The following is a 14,941-nucleotide window of genomic DNA, read 5'->3' as shown; positions in this document are numbered from 1 at the left end:
GGCGACGGGGCGGGCACCTGCCGAGGCAGATGCCCGCCCCCAATCAGTCCGGCTTAGCGGCAGCGCGCTTCGCCGCGGTCGATTTCGCGTCCCAGCAGACCGCCACCGATCGCGCCGAGCAGGGTGCCGAGCGAACGGTCGCCGCGGGTGTCGACGGTGCGGCCCAGCAGGGCCCCGCCGATGGCGCCGACCACGAGGCCGGTGGTGCCGTTGTCGCGGCGGCAGTAGTAGCGGCCGTCGTCGCCGCGCCACACGCGGTCATTGCGGCTCAGGCGGCGCTCGCGCTGCCAGTCGCGGCGATCGTCGCGCCAGTCACGGCGGTCGTCGCGGCGGTCACGGCGCCAGTCGCGGCGGTCATCGCGCCAGTCATCGTCATAGGCGGCGACGGGGGCATAGGCGGGCGCGGCGTTGTAGCCGGCAAAGAGCGGCGAGGGAGCAGCGGCAAGCTCGGCAGCCTGCACCGGAGCGGCGAAGGCGGCCATCGAACCAGCGGCGGCGAGCAGGGCGAGGTGTTTCATGGTTGCGTATCCTTGTGGCGGCTCCCGTGTGGAGCGACCCCCTTTTCGTTCAGCTAACGCGAACGCTGGCTGAACGAGCCTTTCAGGAAACAGCAGGATTTGTTCAGTTTGGGAGGGTTCGGGATGAACCGTGCCTCACCCGCGTTTAGCCGCGGCGCGCTCGCGCAGGCGCGGGGTGAGAGCGGGAAGTGCCGCGAGCGCGGCATATTCCTCGGGCGTGCCCTTGCCTGCAACCAGCGCGCGGAACACCCGCGCGACGCTCCATTCCTGCGCGCCGAGCGACACGCGTTCGAGCGAATCGCCCGCCTGCACCTCGCCGGTCTCGATCACCCGGAAATACCAGCCCCCGCGCCCGCTCGCGATGATGCGCGCGACCATGCCCTTGTGGCCGAAGCGGTGTTCGATCTTCCAGCACGGCTGGCGCGGTTGGCTGACTTCGATCAGCGCCGTCCCGCAGCGGAAGCGATCGCCGATATGCACCGCGTCCTCCAGCAGCCCGCGCACCGCGAGGTTGGACCCGAAGCCGCCGGGCTCGGCGAGCGCCGGGTGGTCACCGATCTCGCCCCGCCACCAGTCGTGGTGATCGAGCGGATAGAGGTGGAGCGCCATCTCCGGCCCGCCATGCACGCGGCGGTCGGCCTGCTCGTCGGGGGCGAGGCCCTCGGCGTGGATCTGCACCACGCCCTCGCGCGGCTGCTTGGCGAAGGCGCTCAGCTCGGCGCCGTGGAAGGGGCGGGCGGTGCCGGTGCAGACGGCCTCGACGGTCCAGCGGGTCATGCTTTTCTCACGGTAAGGTTGATCCAGTCGCGTTCCACCCCGTCGAAACCGCCGCCAAGACTGCGCTCGTCCCGGACGATCTCCCAGCCAGGGATCGCGTGATACTGCGCGGTGAGCCAATCGGGCGAAGGGAAGTTGTAGAACCGCCCGAACTCGTCGCGGCCTTCGGCCTCTCCGAGCTTGTAGCTGGCGAAATGGTAGCCGCCGGGCACCAGCGCACGGTGAATGCGGGCGAGCACATCGGGAAGGTCGGTACGCGGCACATGGAGCAGGCTCGCATGGGCCCAGATGCCATCATATTCGGCCTCGGCATCGAGCTGGTCGAAGGTCATCACCCTTGCGCCCACGTCCCAGCGTTCATTGGCCTTTCTGACCATGGCGGGCGCAGCGTCGGTCGCGTCGACCGCAAACCCGCGCTCCCGAATGCGCGCCGCGTCCTGCCCGCCGCCGCAGCCCAGTTCTAGCACACGGCCACCGGGCGCGAGGCCATCGAGAAATGGGTCGAGCTGCCACGAATGCGCCTGTCCGAACTTCAGCACGTAATGCGGCGCACGCGCCTGGTAGAAGGCGATGGTGTCGGGATCGGTGCTCAAGCCTGCCCGGCTGCCGCGGCGGCGGCTTCGCGGTCGCGCTGGGCGCGGGACTTCTTCTCCGCGGCGGTCTTCAATTGGCCGCAAGCCGCATCGATATCGCGCCCTCGCGGGGTGCGGACCGGGGCCGAGAAGCCGCCCTCGAAGACGATCTCGGAAAAGCGCCGGATGCGCTCGGGCGCGGATGTCTCGTAGCCCGCGCCCGGCCAGGGGTTGAAGGGGATGAGGTTGACCTTGGCGGGAAGGTTATATTCCTTGAGGAGCCGGACAAGCTCGCGCGCGTCATCGTCGCTGTCGTTCTTGTCCTTGATCATCACATATTCGAAGGTGATGCGCCGCGCGTTGGAGGCGCCGGGGTAGTCGGCGCAGGCCTGCAGCAGGTCCTCGATGCCGTATTTCTTGTTGAGCGGCACCAACTCGTCGCGCACTTCCTTGCGAACGCCGTGCAGGGACACCGCAAGGTTCACCCCGATCTCCTCGCCGCAGCGCTCCATCATCGGGATGACGCCGCTGGTCGAGAGCGTGATGCGGCGCTTGGAGAGGGCAAGGCCGTCGCCGTCCATTACCAGCTTCAGCGCGTCGCGCACGTGGTCGAAATTGTAGAGCGGCTCGCCCATGCCCATCATCACGATGTTGGTGAGGAGGCGCCCGTCGGCGGTGTAGTGGCCGGCCTCGTCATCCTCGTCGATCGCGTCGGCATCGGATACCATCGTCCCGCGCGGCCATTCGCCCAGCGCGTCGCGGGCGAGCATCACCTGGCCGACGATCTCGCCGGGGGTGAGGTTCCTCACCAGCTTCATCGTGCCGGTGTGGCAGAAGGAGCAGGTGAGGGTGCAGCCGACCTGCGAGGAGACGCACAGCGTGCCGCGCGTCTCGTCGGGGATGAAGACCATCTCGAAATCGTGGCCGTCGGCGGTGCGCAGCAGCCACTTGCGGGTGCCGTCGACCGAATGCTGCGCCTCGACCACATCCGGGCGGCCGATGACGAAACGCTCCGCCAGCCACGGGCGCATCGGCTTGGCGATGTCGGTCATCGCCGTGAAGTCGGTGACGCCACGGTGGTAGAGCCAGTGGAACACCTGCTTGGCGCGCAGCTTGGCCTGCCTGGCGTCGAGCCCGGCCTCCTCGAACAGCTCGCGGATGCGCGGGCGGGGGAGGCCGATGAGGTCGACGCGGCCGTCGGCGCGCGGCGTGATGTCGCGCGCGGCGGGCACCGGGTCGACGAGGCCCGGGATGGTCATGAGTGCGGTATCGGCCATGGGTGCGCGGCCATATAGTGCGCCTTCGCCGGTTTGGCGAGTCAGCGCTTGGCACACCCCACTGTGGCCGCGTCGATCGCGGTTGCGGCCCCCGTCAGCGTGTAACGGTCGGTGAACCCGCCGCCCGAGACGCTCATGCGCGCGGCCGAGCGGATCGCGGCGATGATCGCGGCATCCTCGCGCGGATCGGCGGCCCAGGCGTTGCGGCCCTTGGTGACGAGGGTGAAACGCTTGTCGCCCACCGCGAGGCGCACGGTAGCCTTGGGCGAAACCTCGTGGCTCAGCACGATATGCACCGCCCCGCGCACGCCCTTGCCGGGCCACGTCGAGATCGTGGCATATGCGCCCACCGCGCTGTTCCCCTCCGCCTTGGCAATTGCGTAGCACCGCGCCGGAGAGGCATCGCGGAACGCTGCCCAGCCGTCATAGACGCCAAGGCTGTCGCGCGCGGCGAGCGGCGCGGCGGCGAGCAGCAGCATGGCTAGTGCGAGGGGCCTAGTCATAGGCGATTGCCATCACTTCCCACTCGCGCGTGCCCGAGGGGAGGGCGACCACCCGCACATCACCCACCGAAGCGCCCCGCAGGGCACGCGCCATGGGGGAGTTCCAGCCGATGCGGCCGGCGCCTGCGTCCTGCTCGTCGTCGCCCACCAGCGTCACGGTCTGGTGGTTGTCATCCTCGTCCGCGATGGTGACGCGCGCGCCGAAAAAAACGCGCGCGCGGTCGACCTGCGCGGCCGGGTCGACCACGCGCAGCACCTTCATGCGGCGGGCGAGGTGCGCCAGCTCGCGGTCGATCTCGCGCATCTTCTTGCGGCCGTAGAGGTAGTCGCCGTTCTCGGAGCGGTCGCCGTTGCCCGCCGCCCAGCTGACGATCTCGACGATTGCCGGCCGCTCGGTGCCGGGCAGGTGGTCGTAGCGGGCCTTCAAGGCCGCCATCCACTGAGGCGTGATCGGAGGCCCCGCCGGCTTCACTAGCGGCCTCAGCGCAAGAACGTGTCGACGGTGCGCGGCAGCGCCGCCTGTTCGGGATACATGTGCGAATAGGTCACCGCATTGCCGATCACGCGCATGATGTAATAGCGGGTCTCGAAATTGGCGGGGATCTTTTCGATCCACTCCTCCCAGCCGATCGCTCCGGTGCGCGGATCGCCGTTGAGGCGCAGCCACTGGTTCACGCGGCCCGGCCCGGCATTGTAGGCCCCGATCGCGAGCGGATAGGAGCCGCCGTAATAGGCCAGCATCCGCGCGAAATAGGCATCGCCCAGCTGGATGTTGTAAAGCGGCGAACCGGTGAGATCGGCCGAAAGATACTGCACCCCCAGCTTGCCCGCCTGCTCGCGCGCGGTGCCCGGCATCAGTTGCATGATCCCGCGCGCGCCGGCATGGCTTTCGCGCGTACGGTCGAACTCGCTCTCCTGCCGGCCGATGGCGTGGACCATCACCCAGTCGTTGACGGCGGGCGGCGTGGCGACGGTGGGAAAGCCGATCCGTTCGAGCCCCGAGACCCCGACTTCACCCATCTTGAGGCCGAGCACGACCGCCATCTCGTCGAGCCCGGTTTCCTTGGCGAGCATGCCCGCCATCAGCATTTCATTGGGGGTGTCGCACTCGTCTCCGAGGGCTTCGAAGAAGCGGCGCTCGGTGCGCCAGTCGCGACGGTTCTTGGCGAGCGCACGGATCGCCTGCACCACCGGGCGCGCCTCGAACTCGGCGCGCGCGGAGGCTTCCATGCGCGGCTGGGGCAGGGCGGCGAAGGCCGGCATCGAGCGGCCGAGCGCCGACAGGGCGAGCTGGCCGTAATAGTAATCGGGCCAGCGTGCGGCCATCTCGAACCAGCGCGTCGCGCTCGCGGCATCGCCCGCCTGACGCGCCGCACGGCCTGCCCAGTAATAGCCCTTCGCCTTTGTCAGCGGGGTCTTGGCGGCATCGCCATAGCGCGCGAAGAGCGGCGCGGCGGCGGTGCCATCGCCCAGTCGCCAGAGCGCATTGGTTCCGCCCTTCCACATCAGGTCGGTCAGGCGGTCGCGCAGGGTGAAGCTGGTCTGCGACAGGTCGGCGTCCGGCGCGAAAAGATCACCGCTGCGCGCCGCGATCTGTGCCGCCTCGGAGGCGCCGACATCCTCGGCGAGGCCCAGCAACTGGCCGACGAAGGCTTCCGGATCGAGCGCCGGGCGCACGAAGGCCGGACGGGCGGTGAAAACCCGCGCGGCCTCGTAGTTCTGGCCGCTGCCCCGCAGGAACTTGACCAGATTGAAGACATAGCCCGGATCGGCCTCGGCCCCGGCCGGAACAGCGAGTCCCGAGGCTTCGGGCCGCGCGCCGCGCAGCAGCGCGAGGCGCGCCAGCGCCATCGGGCGGGCGTCCTCGGCAAGGCTGACGACCATCCGCGAGGCGGCATCGGCCTTGCCCTGCCACAGCAGCGCATCGGTGCGCACCGCGTGGTCATCGGCCGTGAACTGCGCGCCGTAAAGCTGCGAAATATAAAGCTCGACCGCATCGGCCATCTGCCCGCCGCGCCACGCCTTGCGCGCCTCGCTCAGCGCCTCGGGACGCTGCGCGGCGGCGAGCGCCAGTGCATAGCGCGCGCGGCCGGGGTTGGTGAGCGGCGGGTTGGCATCGAAGAAGCGCAGCACCTCGGCCTGCGAAGGCGCCTCGATCTCGAGCGCGGCCTCGGCGCGCAGGCGCAGGATGTCGGTGCGGGGGAAGGTGGGGTAGGCGAGCACGAAACCCGCGTAGTCGGCAAAGCCATAGCCCCTGTTCGCCTGCAGCGCCTCCCACCGCGCGATCACCGCATCGGCGGCGCCCGGCTGGCGGGCGACGAGATCCTGCCCGCCGCTCCAGTCCTGAGCAGCGGCAGGCGAAGCGGATGCCGCCAGCAACGAGGCCCCGAGAATCGCAGCATACATCCGGCGGGAATTCAAAAGCTTGCAGCCCATGCTGGACATAGTGCCTACCGGCTCCTTATCAGGCGGTGAACGTGTTGGATGACGGGGTGAGAGGGCCCCTTGGTCCGGTATCTAGAGATGAAGGCAGGGCAATAGCAATGTTCAGCGGTTCGATACCCGCTCTGGTGACTCCTTTTCGCGGCGGGGCGTTCGACGAGGTCGCCTTTCGCCGGCTGGTCGACTGGCAGATCGACAACGGCAGCGCCGCGCTCGTCCCGTGCGGTACCACGGGCGAGGCCTCGACGCTTTCCAATGCCGAGCATCACCGCGTGATCGAGGTCTGCATCGAGCAGGCCGCGGGCCGCGTGCCGGTGATCGCGGGCTGCGGGTCGAACGATACAAGGAACGCGCAGCTGCACATGACCTTCGCCAAGAAGGCGGGCGCGGCGGCGGGGCTGTGCGTGGCGCCCTACTACAACCGCCCGAGCCAGCGCGGGCTGATCGCGCACTTCAGCTACCTTGCCGAAAACTGCGATCTGCCGATCGTGCTCTACAACGTGCCCGGGCGCACGGTGACCGACATTCTCGACGACACCGTGGTCGAGCTAGTGCGGAAATATCCCGACCGGATCATCGCTATCAAGGACGCGAGCGGAGACCTCAGCCGCGTCGCCGACCACCGCATGGGGATCGGGCGCGAGTTCTGCCAGCTGTCGGGCAATGACGAGCTATGGCTGCCCCATGCGGCGGCAGGCGGGCGCGGGTGCATCTCGGTGACGGCGAACGTCGCGCCCAAGCTGTGCGCGGAGTTCCACGAAGCCATCGCCGCCAACGAGCTGAAACTGGCGCGGCAGCTCAACGACCGCCTGTTCCCGCTGCACTATGCGATGTTCTCGGACGCCTCGCCTGCCCCGGTGAAATACGCGCTCTCACGAGTCCACGACTGGATCGAGCCGGAGGTGCGCCTGCCGCTGGTCGAGTGCTCGGACGAGGCGAAGAGGGCGGTGGACGAGGCGCTGGTGAGCGCGGGGGTGCTCTAGCAGGAGAGCACGTGCTCCTGCACGCTGCCGTCTGCTGCTTCGAAGCGGTATGCAAATTTCCAGCCGCGCTTATGGAATGCAGCCATTGTCGGGTCCGACAGATTGCAGACCCCGGCGCGTGACACGCCAAGAAAACGAGCCACATAGGCATCGAGAGACGGCCCGCTGAGGTCGGCCTTCATATTCGCCCTGATCCGCTTCGCGGCGCAATCGACCGACGTGGCAACGGCTGTCAACGGATATGCGAAAGCCTGCTGCTGACCCTCGACATTGCGCCGAAATACGGCGCAGAACTGCTGATCGCTCATCTGGGCGAGCGCCGAGCCTTGCAGGCTGAGCGGCAGAAGGAGGGAGGCAAGCATCGTTCAATCCTTTCAGTCCCCACCTGCCGCAAGCGGCTGCTCCGGTGCAAGACGGTTACGGACTTAAACCACCTCGTCTTCGTCCAGCATCCCTTGCGCGCTGCCCTGCGGTTCGCTCGCCAGAATCGCTTCGGTGATCGAATCGATCTGGGCGCCGACCCGCTCGGGGTGGTCGATCGCGGCGATGTGGAACAATGCGTCACCCTGGTGGACCACCGGCAGGGTGGCGTGGCCTATGATGATGCCGTCAACCGGGCTGACCAGCGCCTCGGCCTCCTCGCCGAACAGGCCGGCGACGCAGGCGAGCGTCTCGCCCTTGCGCACCGGATCGCCCGAGGTGCGGGTCGCCTGCATCACCCCGCCGCGCGGGGCCCTCACCCACACCGAGCGGTTGGCGCGCGCGGGAATGCCGACCGCGCTGAGGCCGTCATCGGCCTCGACCATCCCGAGATGCGCGAGCACGCGGGTCACGCCCTCGACGCCGGTCTCGATGGAAAGGCGGTCGAAGCGCAGCGCCTCGCCCGCCTCCATCAGCAGCATGTCGACCCCGTGCTTCTGGGCGAGATCGCGCAGAGAACCGTCGCGCAAGGGGCTTTCGATGATGACCGGCGCGCCGAAGGCCATGGCGAGTTCGACCAGCTTGCGGTTGCCCGCCGCGATGCGGATCTGGGGGAGGTTGTAGCGGTGGATCGCGGCCGAGTGGATGTCGATCCCGAGCGAACAGCGCGCCACCACCTCGCGGTAGAAGATGTGCGCGAGCTGGCCTGCGAGCGATCCCCCCGCGCTGCCCGGGAAGCTGCGGTTGAGGTCGCGCCGGTCTGGCAGGTAGCGCGAGTGGCTGATGAAGCCGAAGATGTTGGCGACCGGCACCAGCAGCACCGTGCCCGCGAGCGTCTCGGGCCGGAGCGCTTGCGCGAGGCGCTGGATCACCGCGGTGCCGATGATTTCGTCGCCGTGGATCGCCGCGCTCACGAATACCGCAGGGCCGGACTTCGCGCCGTGGACCACCCGCACAGCGAGGCTGGAGGTGGTGCCGGTGGCCATGGTGGTGATCGGGAAGGCGACATCGGCGCAGGCGCCGGGCGCGATGCTTGTGCCGGCGATGATGAACGGCTGCGGCATGGTCATGGCCCGCTGTTTCCCCTGTTGCCCGCGAGCAAGCTACCCTGCGGTACGCCAAAGCGCAAAGGCCCTCGCTTTTTACGCCCCCAGCGCCTATGTCGCCGCCCCTTATGGCCCGTCCCAAACCCGTTACCTTCGACAAGGTGAAGATCGTCGCCGAGAATCGCCGGGCGCGCTTCGACTATCATGTCGAGGACACATACGAGGCCGGGCTCGCCTTGCAGGGCACCGAAGTGAAGGCACTGAGGGCGGGCGAGGCGTCGATCGCGGAGAGCTATGCCGAGGTGCGCGACGGGCAGGTGTGGCTGGTGAACGCCAACATCCCCGAATACTCGCACGGTAACCGCCTCAACCACGAACCGCGCCGACCGAGAAAGCTGCTGCTCCACGAGCGCGAGATCGAGCGCCTGTTCGGCGCGGTCGAGCGCAAGGGCATGACGCTGGTGCCGCTGTCGATCTACTTCAACCGGACGGGCCGCGCGAAGGTCGAACTCGCGCTCGCCAAGGGCAAGCAGACCCACGACAAGCGCGCCAGCATCAAGGAACGCGACTGGAAGCGCGACAAGGCGCGGCTCATGCGCGAGCGCGGCTAGGAAATTTCACGAAGGGTGCGAGTTCACCCACTGGTCACCCAGCCGATGTTACCCATATGAACATGATGCGCGCCCCTTCGATCTGCCCCTCCGCCGAAAGCCCCCGCGCATGAGCGTCCCGCCCCCTGCCAAGGCTGGCCTCGGCCTGCGCTCCAAGACCTGGGCGATGGACGTGATCCGCAAGAACACGCCGACCCGCGAGGAGATGGCGCAGAATAAGTATCTCGCGCCCATCGCGCACCGCTTCCTGTCTCCGGAATTGTGGCGCTTCACACGGCGTTCGGTCCCGCGCGGCGTGGCGCTGGGGCTGTTCGCGGCCTTCATCATCCCCATCGGGCAGATTTTCCTGTCGGCCTTCCTCGCCCTGCCGACGCGGGCCAACGTGCCGCTCGCCGCGCTGGTCACCTTCGTCACCAATCCTTTCACGCTGCCCTTCTGGCTGGTGATCGCCAACCGCATCGGCGAGTTTTTCCTGCGCTTCGATGCCGCCGGCGCGACCATCGCCGCCTCGCAGGCCGACAGCGGCGCCTGGGCGTGGCTGACGATGGCCTACGAGGTGGGCGCTGCGACCATTCTCGGCTATCTCGTGCTCTCGCTCTTCACGCCGCTGGTCGGCTGGCTGGTGTCGGGCTGGGTGTGGCGCGCCGTGGTGTCCCGCAAGCGCGCCAGACGGTTGAAGGCGATGGAAGCGCGGCTCGACCAGCGGCTCGGGGCGCGGTAGGAGAGGCGCTTCCGCTGCCTCTCGTCCGGCCGCCCGACAGCCCCAGGAGCCTTCCTCTCGTGTCCCGCCGCACCGGCACCCAATCCAGCAGTCCGATCCGTATCGACGATGCTGCGGGCGCTGAGGCGCAGCCGCCCGTCAGCCTCCTTGCAGGGCTCGGCGGCGGGGTGATCGCCAGCGCGGCGTTGCTGTGGTTCGCGACCGGCAGCGGGATCGTCGCGCTCGCCTTCGTGCTCGCCGCCGGCGTGCTGCTCGGCGGCGTGGTGCTGCTCGACCGCGCGCGCGCGCCGTCCGAGGCCGACGGCCTCTCCGCTCCCGACTGGAGCGTCACCGTCGCCGCGATCGAGCGCGCTGGCGAAGCGATCGCGATCACCGACCGCGCCAACCGCATGGTCTGCGCCAACCTGTTCTTCCTCGACAGCTTCGGCGCCAATGCCGCTCCTCCGGCGCTGCCGATGGAGCGTGCCGCGCTGGAGGCGGTGACGCTGCTCGCGCGCAATGCCTGGCGCGATGGCACGGCCAGCCTCGAGGATGTCGAGGCCTCCGACGAGACCCGCTGGCAGATCACCGCCACCCGCGCCGGGCGGGGCGAGGATCACCTGATCTGGCGCCTGAAGCCGCTCGCCCGCTCGGGTGGGGAGAGCCTGCAGGCGCTCGACCTGGCCGGGCCTTTCGGCAAGATGCTGAGCCGCGCCGGTATCGAGAGCGCGATCACCACGGCGGACGGCGTGATCCGCGCGGTCAGCGCAGGCTTCGCCGAACGCGCTGCGGGCGATGAGCGCGCGAGCCTTGTCGGGCAGGACTTCGTCAGCTTCCTGCGCTCGGACGAGCGCGACCGCATCTTCTTCGCGCGCGAGGGCCGCGGCGGCACGCCGCAGACGCTGGTCGATGTGCCGCTGGTCAACCCCGACGAGCGCGTCACCGCCGCCGGGCCCGACGAGGCGACTTCGCTGATGCTGCTGATCGATTCGGGCGTCGGCATCGGGAGCGGCTGGGACGGGGCATCGCAGGCCGGGGTGGCGCAGCTCGACGCGCTGCTCGCGCTGCTGCCGCTCGGCCTCGCGATGACCGACCGCGACGGACGCTTCCTGTTCGCCAATGACGCCTTCCTGCGCTCGGTGGGCCGCGAGGGGCGGGGCATTCCCGCCTTCCCGACCGATCTGGTGGTGCGCGAGGACAAGGCTGCGCTCTCCGATGCGGTGCGCCGCCACGGGCGGGGGCCGGCGACCAGCGGCGATGTGGCGGTGCGGCTGACGAACGCGCCGGAAGAGCCGGTCAGCCTCGGGCTTGCGGGCGTGCGCGGGCTGGGCGAGGCGGCGGTGCTGCTCAGCCTTGCCGACACCTCGCAGGAGAACCAGCTCAGGCGGCAGGTCGCGCAGGCGACCAAGATGCAGGCGGTCGGCCAGCTTGCAGGCGGGGTCGCCCATGATTTCAACAACGTGCTGACCGCGATCATCGGCACCTGCGACCTGATGCTGCTGCGCCACATCCCGGGCGACAGCGATTATGACGACATCCAGCAGATCCGCGCCAATTCCAACCGCGCCGCCTCGCTGACCCGCCAGCTGCTCGCCTTCTCGCGCCAGCAGACGCTGCGCCCTGAGATCATCCAGCTGCCCGACGTCGTCAGCGAGGTCAGCCCGCTGATCAAGCGGCTGCTGGGCGAGAAGATCACCTACTACGTCCAGCACGATCGCAACCTCGGGCCGGTGCGCGCGGACCCGCAGCAGCTCGAGCAGGTGATCATGAACCTCGCCGTCAACGCGCGCGATGCCATCCAGTCGCGCGGGCAGGGGGTGGGGCGGATCTCGCTTTTCACCCGCACGCTCCAGGCCAAGCAGGTCGTTCAATTGGGCTCGGAAGTCCTGCCGGCAGCGGACTACACGGTCCTGATCGTCCAGGACACCGGCGGCGGCATTCCCCCGCACGTGCTCCCCAAGCTGTTCGAGCCGTTCTTCACCACCAAGGAGCAGGGCAAGGGAACCGGCCTTGGCCTTTCGACCGCCTACGGGATCGTCAAGCAATCGGGCGGGTTCATCTTCGCCGACAACATCACCGACAAGACCGGGCACCCGGTCGGCGCGCGGTTCACGGTCTATTTCCCGGTCTATCGCGGCGAGGTGCCCAAGAAGCGTCCGGTGCAGGAGCTGGTCTCGTCCGACTGGTCGGCGGGCGGCAAGGTGCTCCTGGTCGAGGACGAGGACATGGTCCGCACCGTTGCCGAACGCGCGCTGACCCGCGCGGGCTACGAGGTCACCGCCTGCGCCAATGGCGAGGAGGGGCTGGCGGCGATCCTCGAGGGGACGACGCGCTTCGATCTGGTGGTGAGCGATGTGGTGATGCCGGGGATGGACGGCCCCGCGATGGTCCGCGCGATCCGCGCCAGGCTCCCCGACATGCCGGTCCTGTTCATGTCGGGCTATGCCGAAGAGCAGCTCAGGCGCGATATCGACATTCCCGACATGCACTTCATCCCCAAGCCCTTCAGCGTCGCCTCGATCGGTGACAAGGTCGGCGCGGTGCTGCGCGAGGCGCGCGGCGTGCAGGGGGCGGGGGCATAACAGGCGCAGCGCGGCAAGCGGATTTCTTTGCCGTCCGCGCCACGTTCACCTTGGATAAAGCCTCAGAATCGTTCATCCTCTCGCACGAGGAATGGAGGGGACTGGCATGATCAACCGGGCGATTATCGGCGCGTGCACCATCGGTGCGGCGGTTCTGGCGGCGGGCGCCTCGGCGCAGAGCGCGCCGGCGGGCGAGGCAGCGCCGACGGCCGAAACCGCGCCTCAGACCGCTCAGGGCGATGTCGCCATCACCATCTACAACAACAACCTCGCGCTGGTGCAGGACGTGCGCCAGCTCGCCATCGCGCAGGGGCGCAGCCGGGTCGAGTTCCCCGACGTCTCGGCCCAGATCCGCCCCCAGACGCTGAGCTTTGCCGCGGCGGGCACCACGATCATCGAGCAGAATTTCGATTACGACTTGCTCACCCCCTCCAAGCTCATGGAAAAGGCGATCGGCCAGACTGTCACGCTGCTGCGCACCAACCCCGCGACCGGCGTCGAAACGCGCGAGCGCGCCAAGGTGCTCTCGGTCGCGGGCGGCACCGTGCTCCAGATTGGCGACCGGATCGAGGTGCTGCGCGACGACGGCCTGCCCGTGCGCGTGATCTTCGACCGCGTGCCTCCGAACCTGCGCGCGCGTCCCACGCTTTCCGTCAACGTCGATTCGTCGCGTCCCGGCACGCGTCCGGTCAGTCTGCGCTACCTCACCGGCGGGCTCGGCTGGAACGCGGATTACGTCGCGCTCTACAACGAGGCGGCCGGCACCATCGACATGCAGGGCTGGGTGACGCTCACCAACAACACCGGGACCACCTTCCACAATGCCGACACCGTGCTGGTCGCGGGCGATCCCAATGGCGGCGGCGGGCGCGGTTCCTTCGGGGACCGCGGCATGACCCGCGCCGGAACCCAGGCCGCCAGCCGCGAACGGCTCGGTGATTTCTACCTCTACCCCATTTCCGCCCGCACCACGATCGCCAATGCCCAGACCAAGCAGGTGAGCTTCCTCGACGTGCAGGCAGTGCCGGCCAAGAAGATCTACTCGAAGGAAATCTACTTCCAGCAGAACGACGAGCAGCCCGCCAACGTCGAAAGCCGCATCGCCTTTTCCACCTCGCGCGATCAGGGCCTCGGCGATGCGCTGCCTGCGGGCACGGTGCGCTTCTACCAGCGCGACCGCGAGGGCACCCCGCAGTTCATCGGCGAAAAGGGCATCGGCCACACCCCCATGGGCAGCGACCTTTCGCTGGTGACGGGCGACGCCTTCGACATCACGGTGAAGGCCGAGGTCGAGAAGCGCGAAACGATCACCGCGGCCGAATGGGAAAAGAGCGCCCGCTGGCGGGTGGTCAAGAACGGCCAGGTGGTCGAGGAAGGCACGCTCGAACGGCCCAAGACCTTTTACCGCACCACGATGCGCTACACCCTCACCAATGCGAAGCGCGAGGGTGTGGAGGTGCAGCTCATTCAAACGGGGCTCGGCAACAACTGGTGGTCGGACGATTTCCGCATCCCCTCCGAAGACATTCAGGGCGAGCAATTGAACGCCGACCGGCGGCGCTACATCGTCCCCGTCCCCGCCGAGGGCGAGCGGGTGATCCGCGTGACCTACGAAACCCGTTACTGAGGGCGCGGGGCCATGCGCTCTGCCGCGATGATGCTTGCCGGGGTGGGCTGCGTGCTCTCAGCCCCGCTGTGGGCGCGCGAGGTGGTCGACGCCTCGGCGCCCGTCGACCTTGCCGTCACGATCTACCGCGATCCCGACCGCGATCAGGAGGAGGGGCTCGACCCGGATTACCCGGGCGGCCTCGCGATGATCTCCGAGACGCGCCGGGTGACGCTGCCCAAGGGCGAATCGACGATCCGTTTCGAAGGCGTGGCCGAGGGGATGATCGGCGTCTCGGCGATCGTCACCGGGCTTCCCGGCGGCACGATCGAGAAGAACCGCAACGCCCAGCTGCTCTCGCCCGCGGCGCTGGTTGACGGGACGCTGGGCAACCGGGTGACGATCACGCGAATGAACCCCGCGACCGGCCAGCAGGTCAGCGAGAGCGCCGTCGTGCGCACGCGGGCAGACGGGGGCCTCGTGCTCCAGACCGGGCAGGGTTTCGAGGCGGTGCAGTGCTCGGGGCTCCCCGAAACGCTGACCTTTGGCCGCGTCCCCGCCGGGCTCTCCGCACAGCCGGTGTTCTCGGTCGACACCCGCTCGGCAGAGGGGGGCACCTATGACGTGACCCTCACCTACCTTGCCTGGGGCTTCGACTGGCAGGCCGATTACGTCGGCCGGATGACCGAAAAGCAATCGGGCGAGGAGTTCGAGATGGGCCTGCTGAGCTGGCTCACCCTCGTCAACGACAACGGCCAGAGCTTCGACAACGCCAAGCTCCAGATCATCGCCGGCAAGCTCAACGTCGAAAGCGACTACGAAGACCTCGCCGATCCGCCGGAGGCCGAGGGGCTCTATCTCACGTGCTATCCTCTCGGCCGCACCGGCTTCGGCGCCCCGCCGC

Annotated in this window: 15 protein-coding genes; 6 read left to right on the top strand and 9 right to left on the bottom strand. The window is 68.7% G+C overall.

The window, feature by feature from the left end:
• Positions 1 to 53 precede the first annotated feature (53 nt).
• The 7 genes from AX708_RS02150 to AX708_RS02120 all read right to left on the bottom strand — a co-directional run bounded on the left by AX708_RS02150 (position 54) and on the right by AX708_RS02120 (position 6,053).
• Positions 54 to 518, bottom strand: a complete 465-nt coding sequence (locus AX708_RS02150) for a glycine zipper 2TM domain-containing protein (RefSeq protein WP_156443501.1) — start codon at positions 516 to 518, stop codon at positions 54 to 56.
• 135 nt (positions 519 to 653) lie between these two features.
• The gene (locus AX708_RS02145; protein WP_066532517.1) at positions 654 to 1,295 is read right to left on the bottom strand and encodes an MOSC domain-containing protein; all 642 of its coding nucleotides are present in this window, start codon (positions 1,293 to 1,295) and stop codon (positions 654 to 656) included.
• On the bottom strand, positions 1,292 to 1,888 hold the full coding sequence (locus AX708_RS02140) for a bifunctional 2-polyprenyl-6-hydroxyphenol methylase/3-demethylubiquinol 3-O-methyltransferase UbiG (protein WP_066532520.1): 597 nt from the start codon (positions 1,886 to 1,888) through the stop codon (positions 1,292 to 1,294). Before AX708_RS02140 ends, AX708_RS02145 begins: the two co-directional genes overlap by 4 nt.
• Positions 1,885 to 3,144, bottom strand: a complete 1,260-nt coding sequence (gene rlmN, locus AX708_RS02135) for a 23S rRNA (adenine(2503)-C(2))-methyltransferase RlmN (RefSeq protein WP_066532523.1) — start codon at positions 3,142 to 3,144, stop codon at positions 1,885 to 1,887. Before rlmN ends, AX708_RS02140 begins: the two co-directional genes overlap by 4 nt.
• A 41-nt stretch (positions 3,145 to 3,185) precedes the next feature.
• Positions 3,186 to 3,647, bottom strand: coding sequence for a hypothetical protein (locus AX708_RS02130; RefSeq protein WP_066532524.1), 462 nt, complete (start codon positions 3,645 to 3,647; stop codon positions 3,186 to 3,188).
• Positions 3,640 to 4,119: a GreA/GreB family elongation factor gene (locus tag AX708_RS02125; protein WP_066532526.1), complete on the bottom strand. Its 480-nt coding sequence runs from the start codon at positions 4,117 to 4,119 to the stop codon at positions 3,640 to 3,642. Before AX708_RS02125 ends, AX708_RS02130 begins: the two co-directional genes overlap by 8 nt.
• A gap of 8 nt (positions 4,120 to 4,127) precedes the next feature.
• Positions 4,128 to 6,053, bottom strand: coding sequence for a lytic transglycosylase domain-containing protein (locus AX708_RS02120; RefSeq protein ID WP_067489429.1), 1,926 nt, complete (start codon positions 6,051 to 6,053; stop codon positions 4,128 to 4,130).
• 137 nt (positions 6,054 to 6,190) lie between these two features.
• Here AX708_RS02120 and dapA point away from each other — a divergent pair, with 137 nt between their 5' ends.
• Positions 6,191 to 7,072 (top strand): 4-hydroxy-tetrahydrodipicolinate synthase, encoded by an 882-nt coding sequence (gene dapA / locus AX708_RS02115; RefSeq protein WP_066530615.1) that lies wholly within the window; start codon positions 6,191 to 6,193, stop codon positions 7,070 to 7,072.
• On the opposite strand, the gene AX708_RS02110 is transcribed toward dapA, so the two are convergent.
• Both AX708_RS02110 and AX708_RS02105 read right to left on the bottom strand, forming a co-directional pair.
• Positions 7,069 to 7,434 carry a hypothetical protein gene (locus AX708_RS02110; RefSeq protein WP_066530618.1) on the bottom strand — a complete coding sequence of 122 codons (366 nt, stop codon included), beginning with the start codon at positions 7,432 to 7,434 and terminating at the stop codon, positions 7,069 to 7,071. The two genes, dapA and AX708_RS02110, sit on opposite strands and share 4 nt — an antisense overlap.
• Before the next feature lie 63 nt (positions 7,435 to 7,497).
• Complete coding sequence (locus AX708_RS02105; protein ID WP_066530621.1) at positions 7,498 to 8,562, bottom strand: succinylglutamate desuccinylase/aspartoacylase family protein; 1,065 nt, start codon at positions 8,560 to 8,562, stop codon at positions 7,498 to 7,500.
• Positions 8,563 to 8,666: 104 nt separating this feature from the next.
• On the opposite strand from AX708_RS02105, the gene smpB reads away from it, so the two are divergent.
• The 5 genes from smpB to AX708_RS02080 form a co-directional block, all read left to right on the top strand.
• Positions 8,667 to 9,149, top strand: a complete 483-nt coding sequence (gene smpB / locus AX708_RS02100) for an SsrA-binding protein SmpB (protein ID WP_066530623.1) — start codon at positions 8,667 to 8,669, stop codon at positions 9,147 to 9,149.
• Between the two features lie 109 nt (positions 9,150 to 9,258).
• Positions 9,259 to 9,870: a DUF2062 domain-containing protein gene (locus AX708_RS02095; protein WP_197426142.1), complete on the top strand. Its 612-nt coding sequence runs from the start codon at positions 9,259 to 9,261 to the stop codon at positions 9,868 to 9,870.
• A 59-nt stretch (positions 9,871 to 9,929) separates the two neighbouring features.
• Positions 9,930 to 12,431 (top strand): response regulator, encoded by a 2,502-nt coding sequence (locus tag AX708_RS02090; protein ID WP_197426143.1) that lies wholly within the window; start codon positions 9,930 to 9,932, stop codon positions 12,429 to 12,431.
• A 106-nt stretch (positions 12,432 to 12,537) separates the two neighbouring features.
• Positions 12,538 to 14,058, top strand: coding sequence for a DUF4139 domain-containing protein (locus tag AX708_RS02085; protein ID WP_066530626.1), 1,521 nt, complete (start codon positions 12,538 to 12,540; stop codon positions 14,056 to 14,058).
• 12 nt (positions 14,059 to 14,070) lie between these two features.
• Positions 14,071 to 14,941 (top strand): DUF4139 domain-containing protein (locus AX708_RS02080; protein WP_369815580.1); only part of this gene is annotated, 871 nt, incomplete at its 3' end.

Origin of the sequence: Erythrobacter sp. CCH5-A1 (assembly GCF_001557115.1) — a bacterium.
In the GTDB taxonomy this organism is placed as follows: domain Bacteria; phylum Pseudomonadota; class Alphaproteobacteria; order Sphingomonadales; family Sphingomonadaceae; genus Erythrobacter.
Note: the sequence above shows the minus strand (reverse complement) of the source record. Positions and strands in the feature narration are given on the sequence as shown.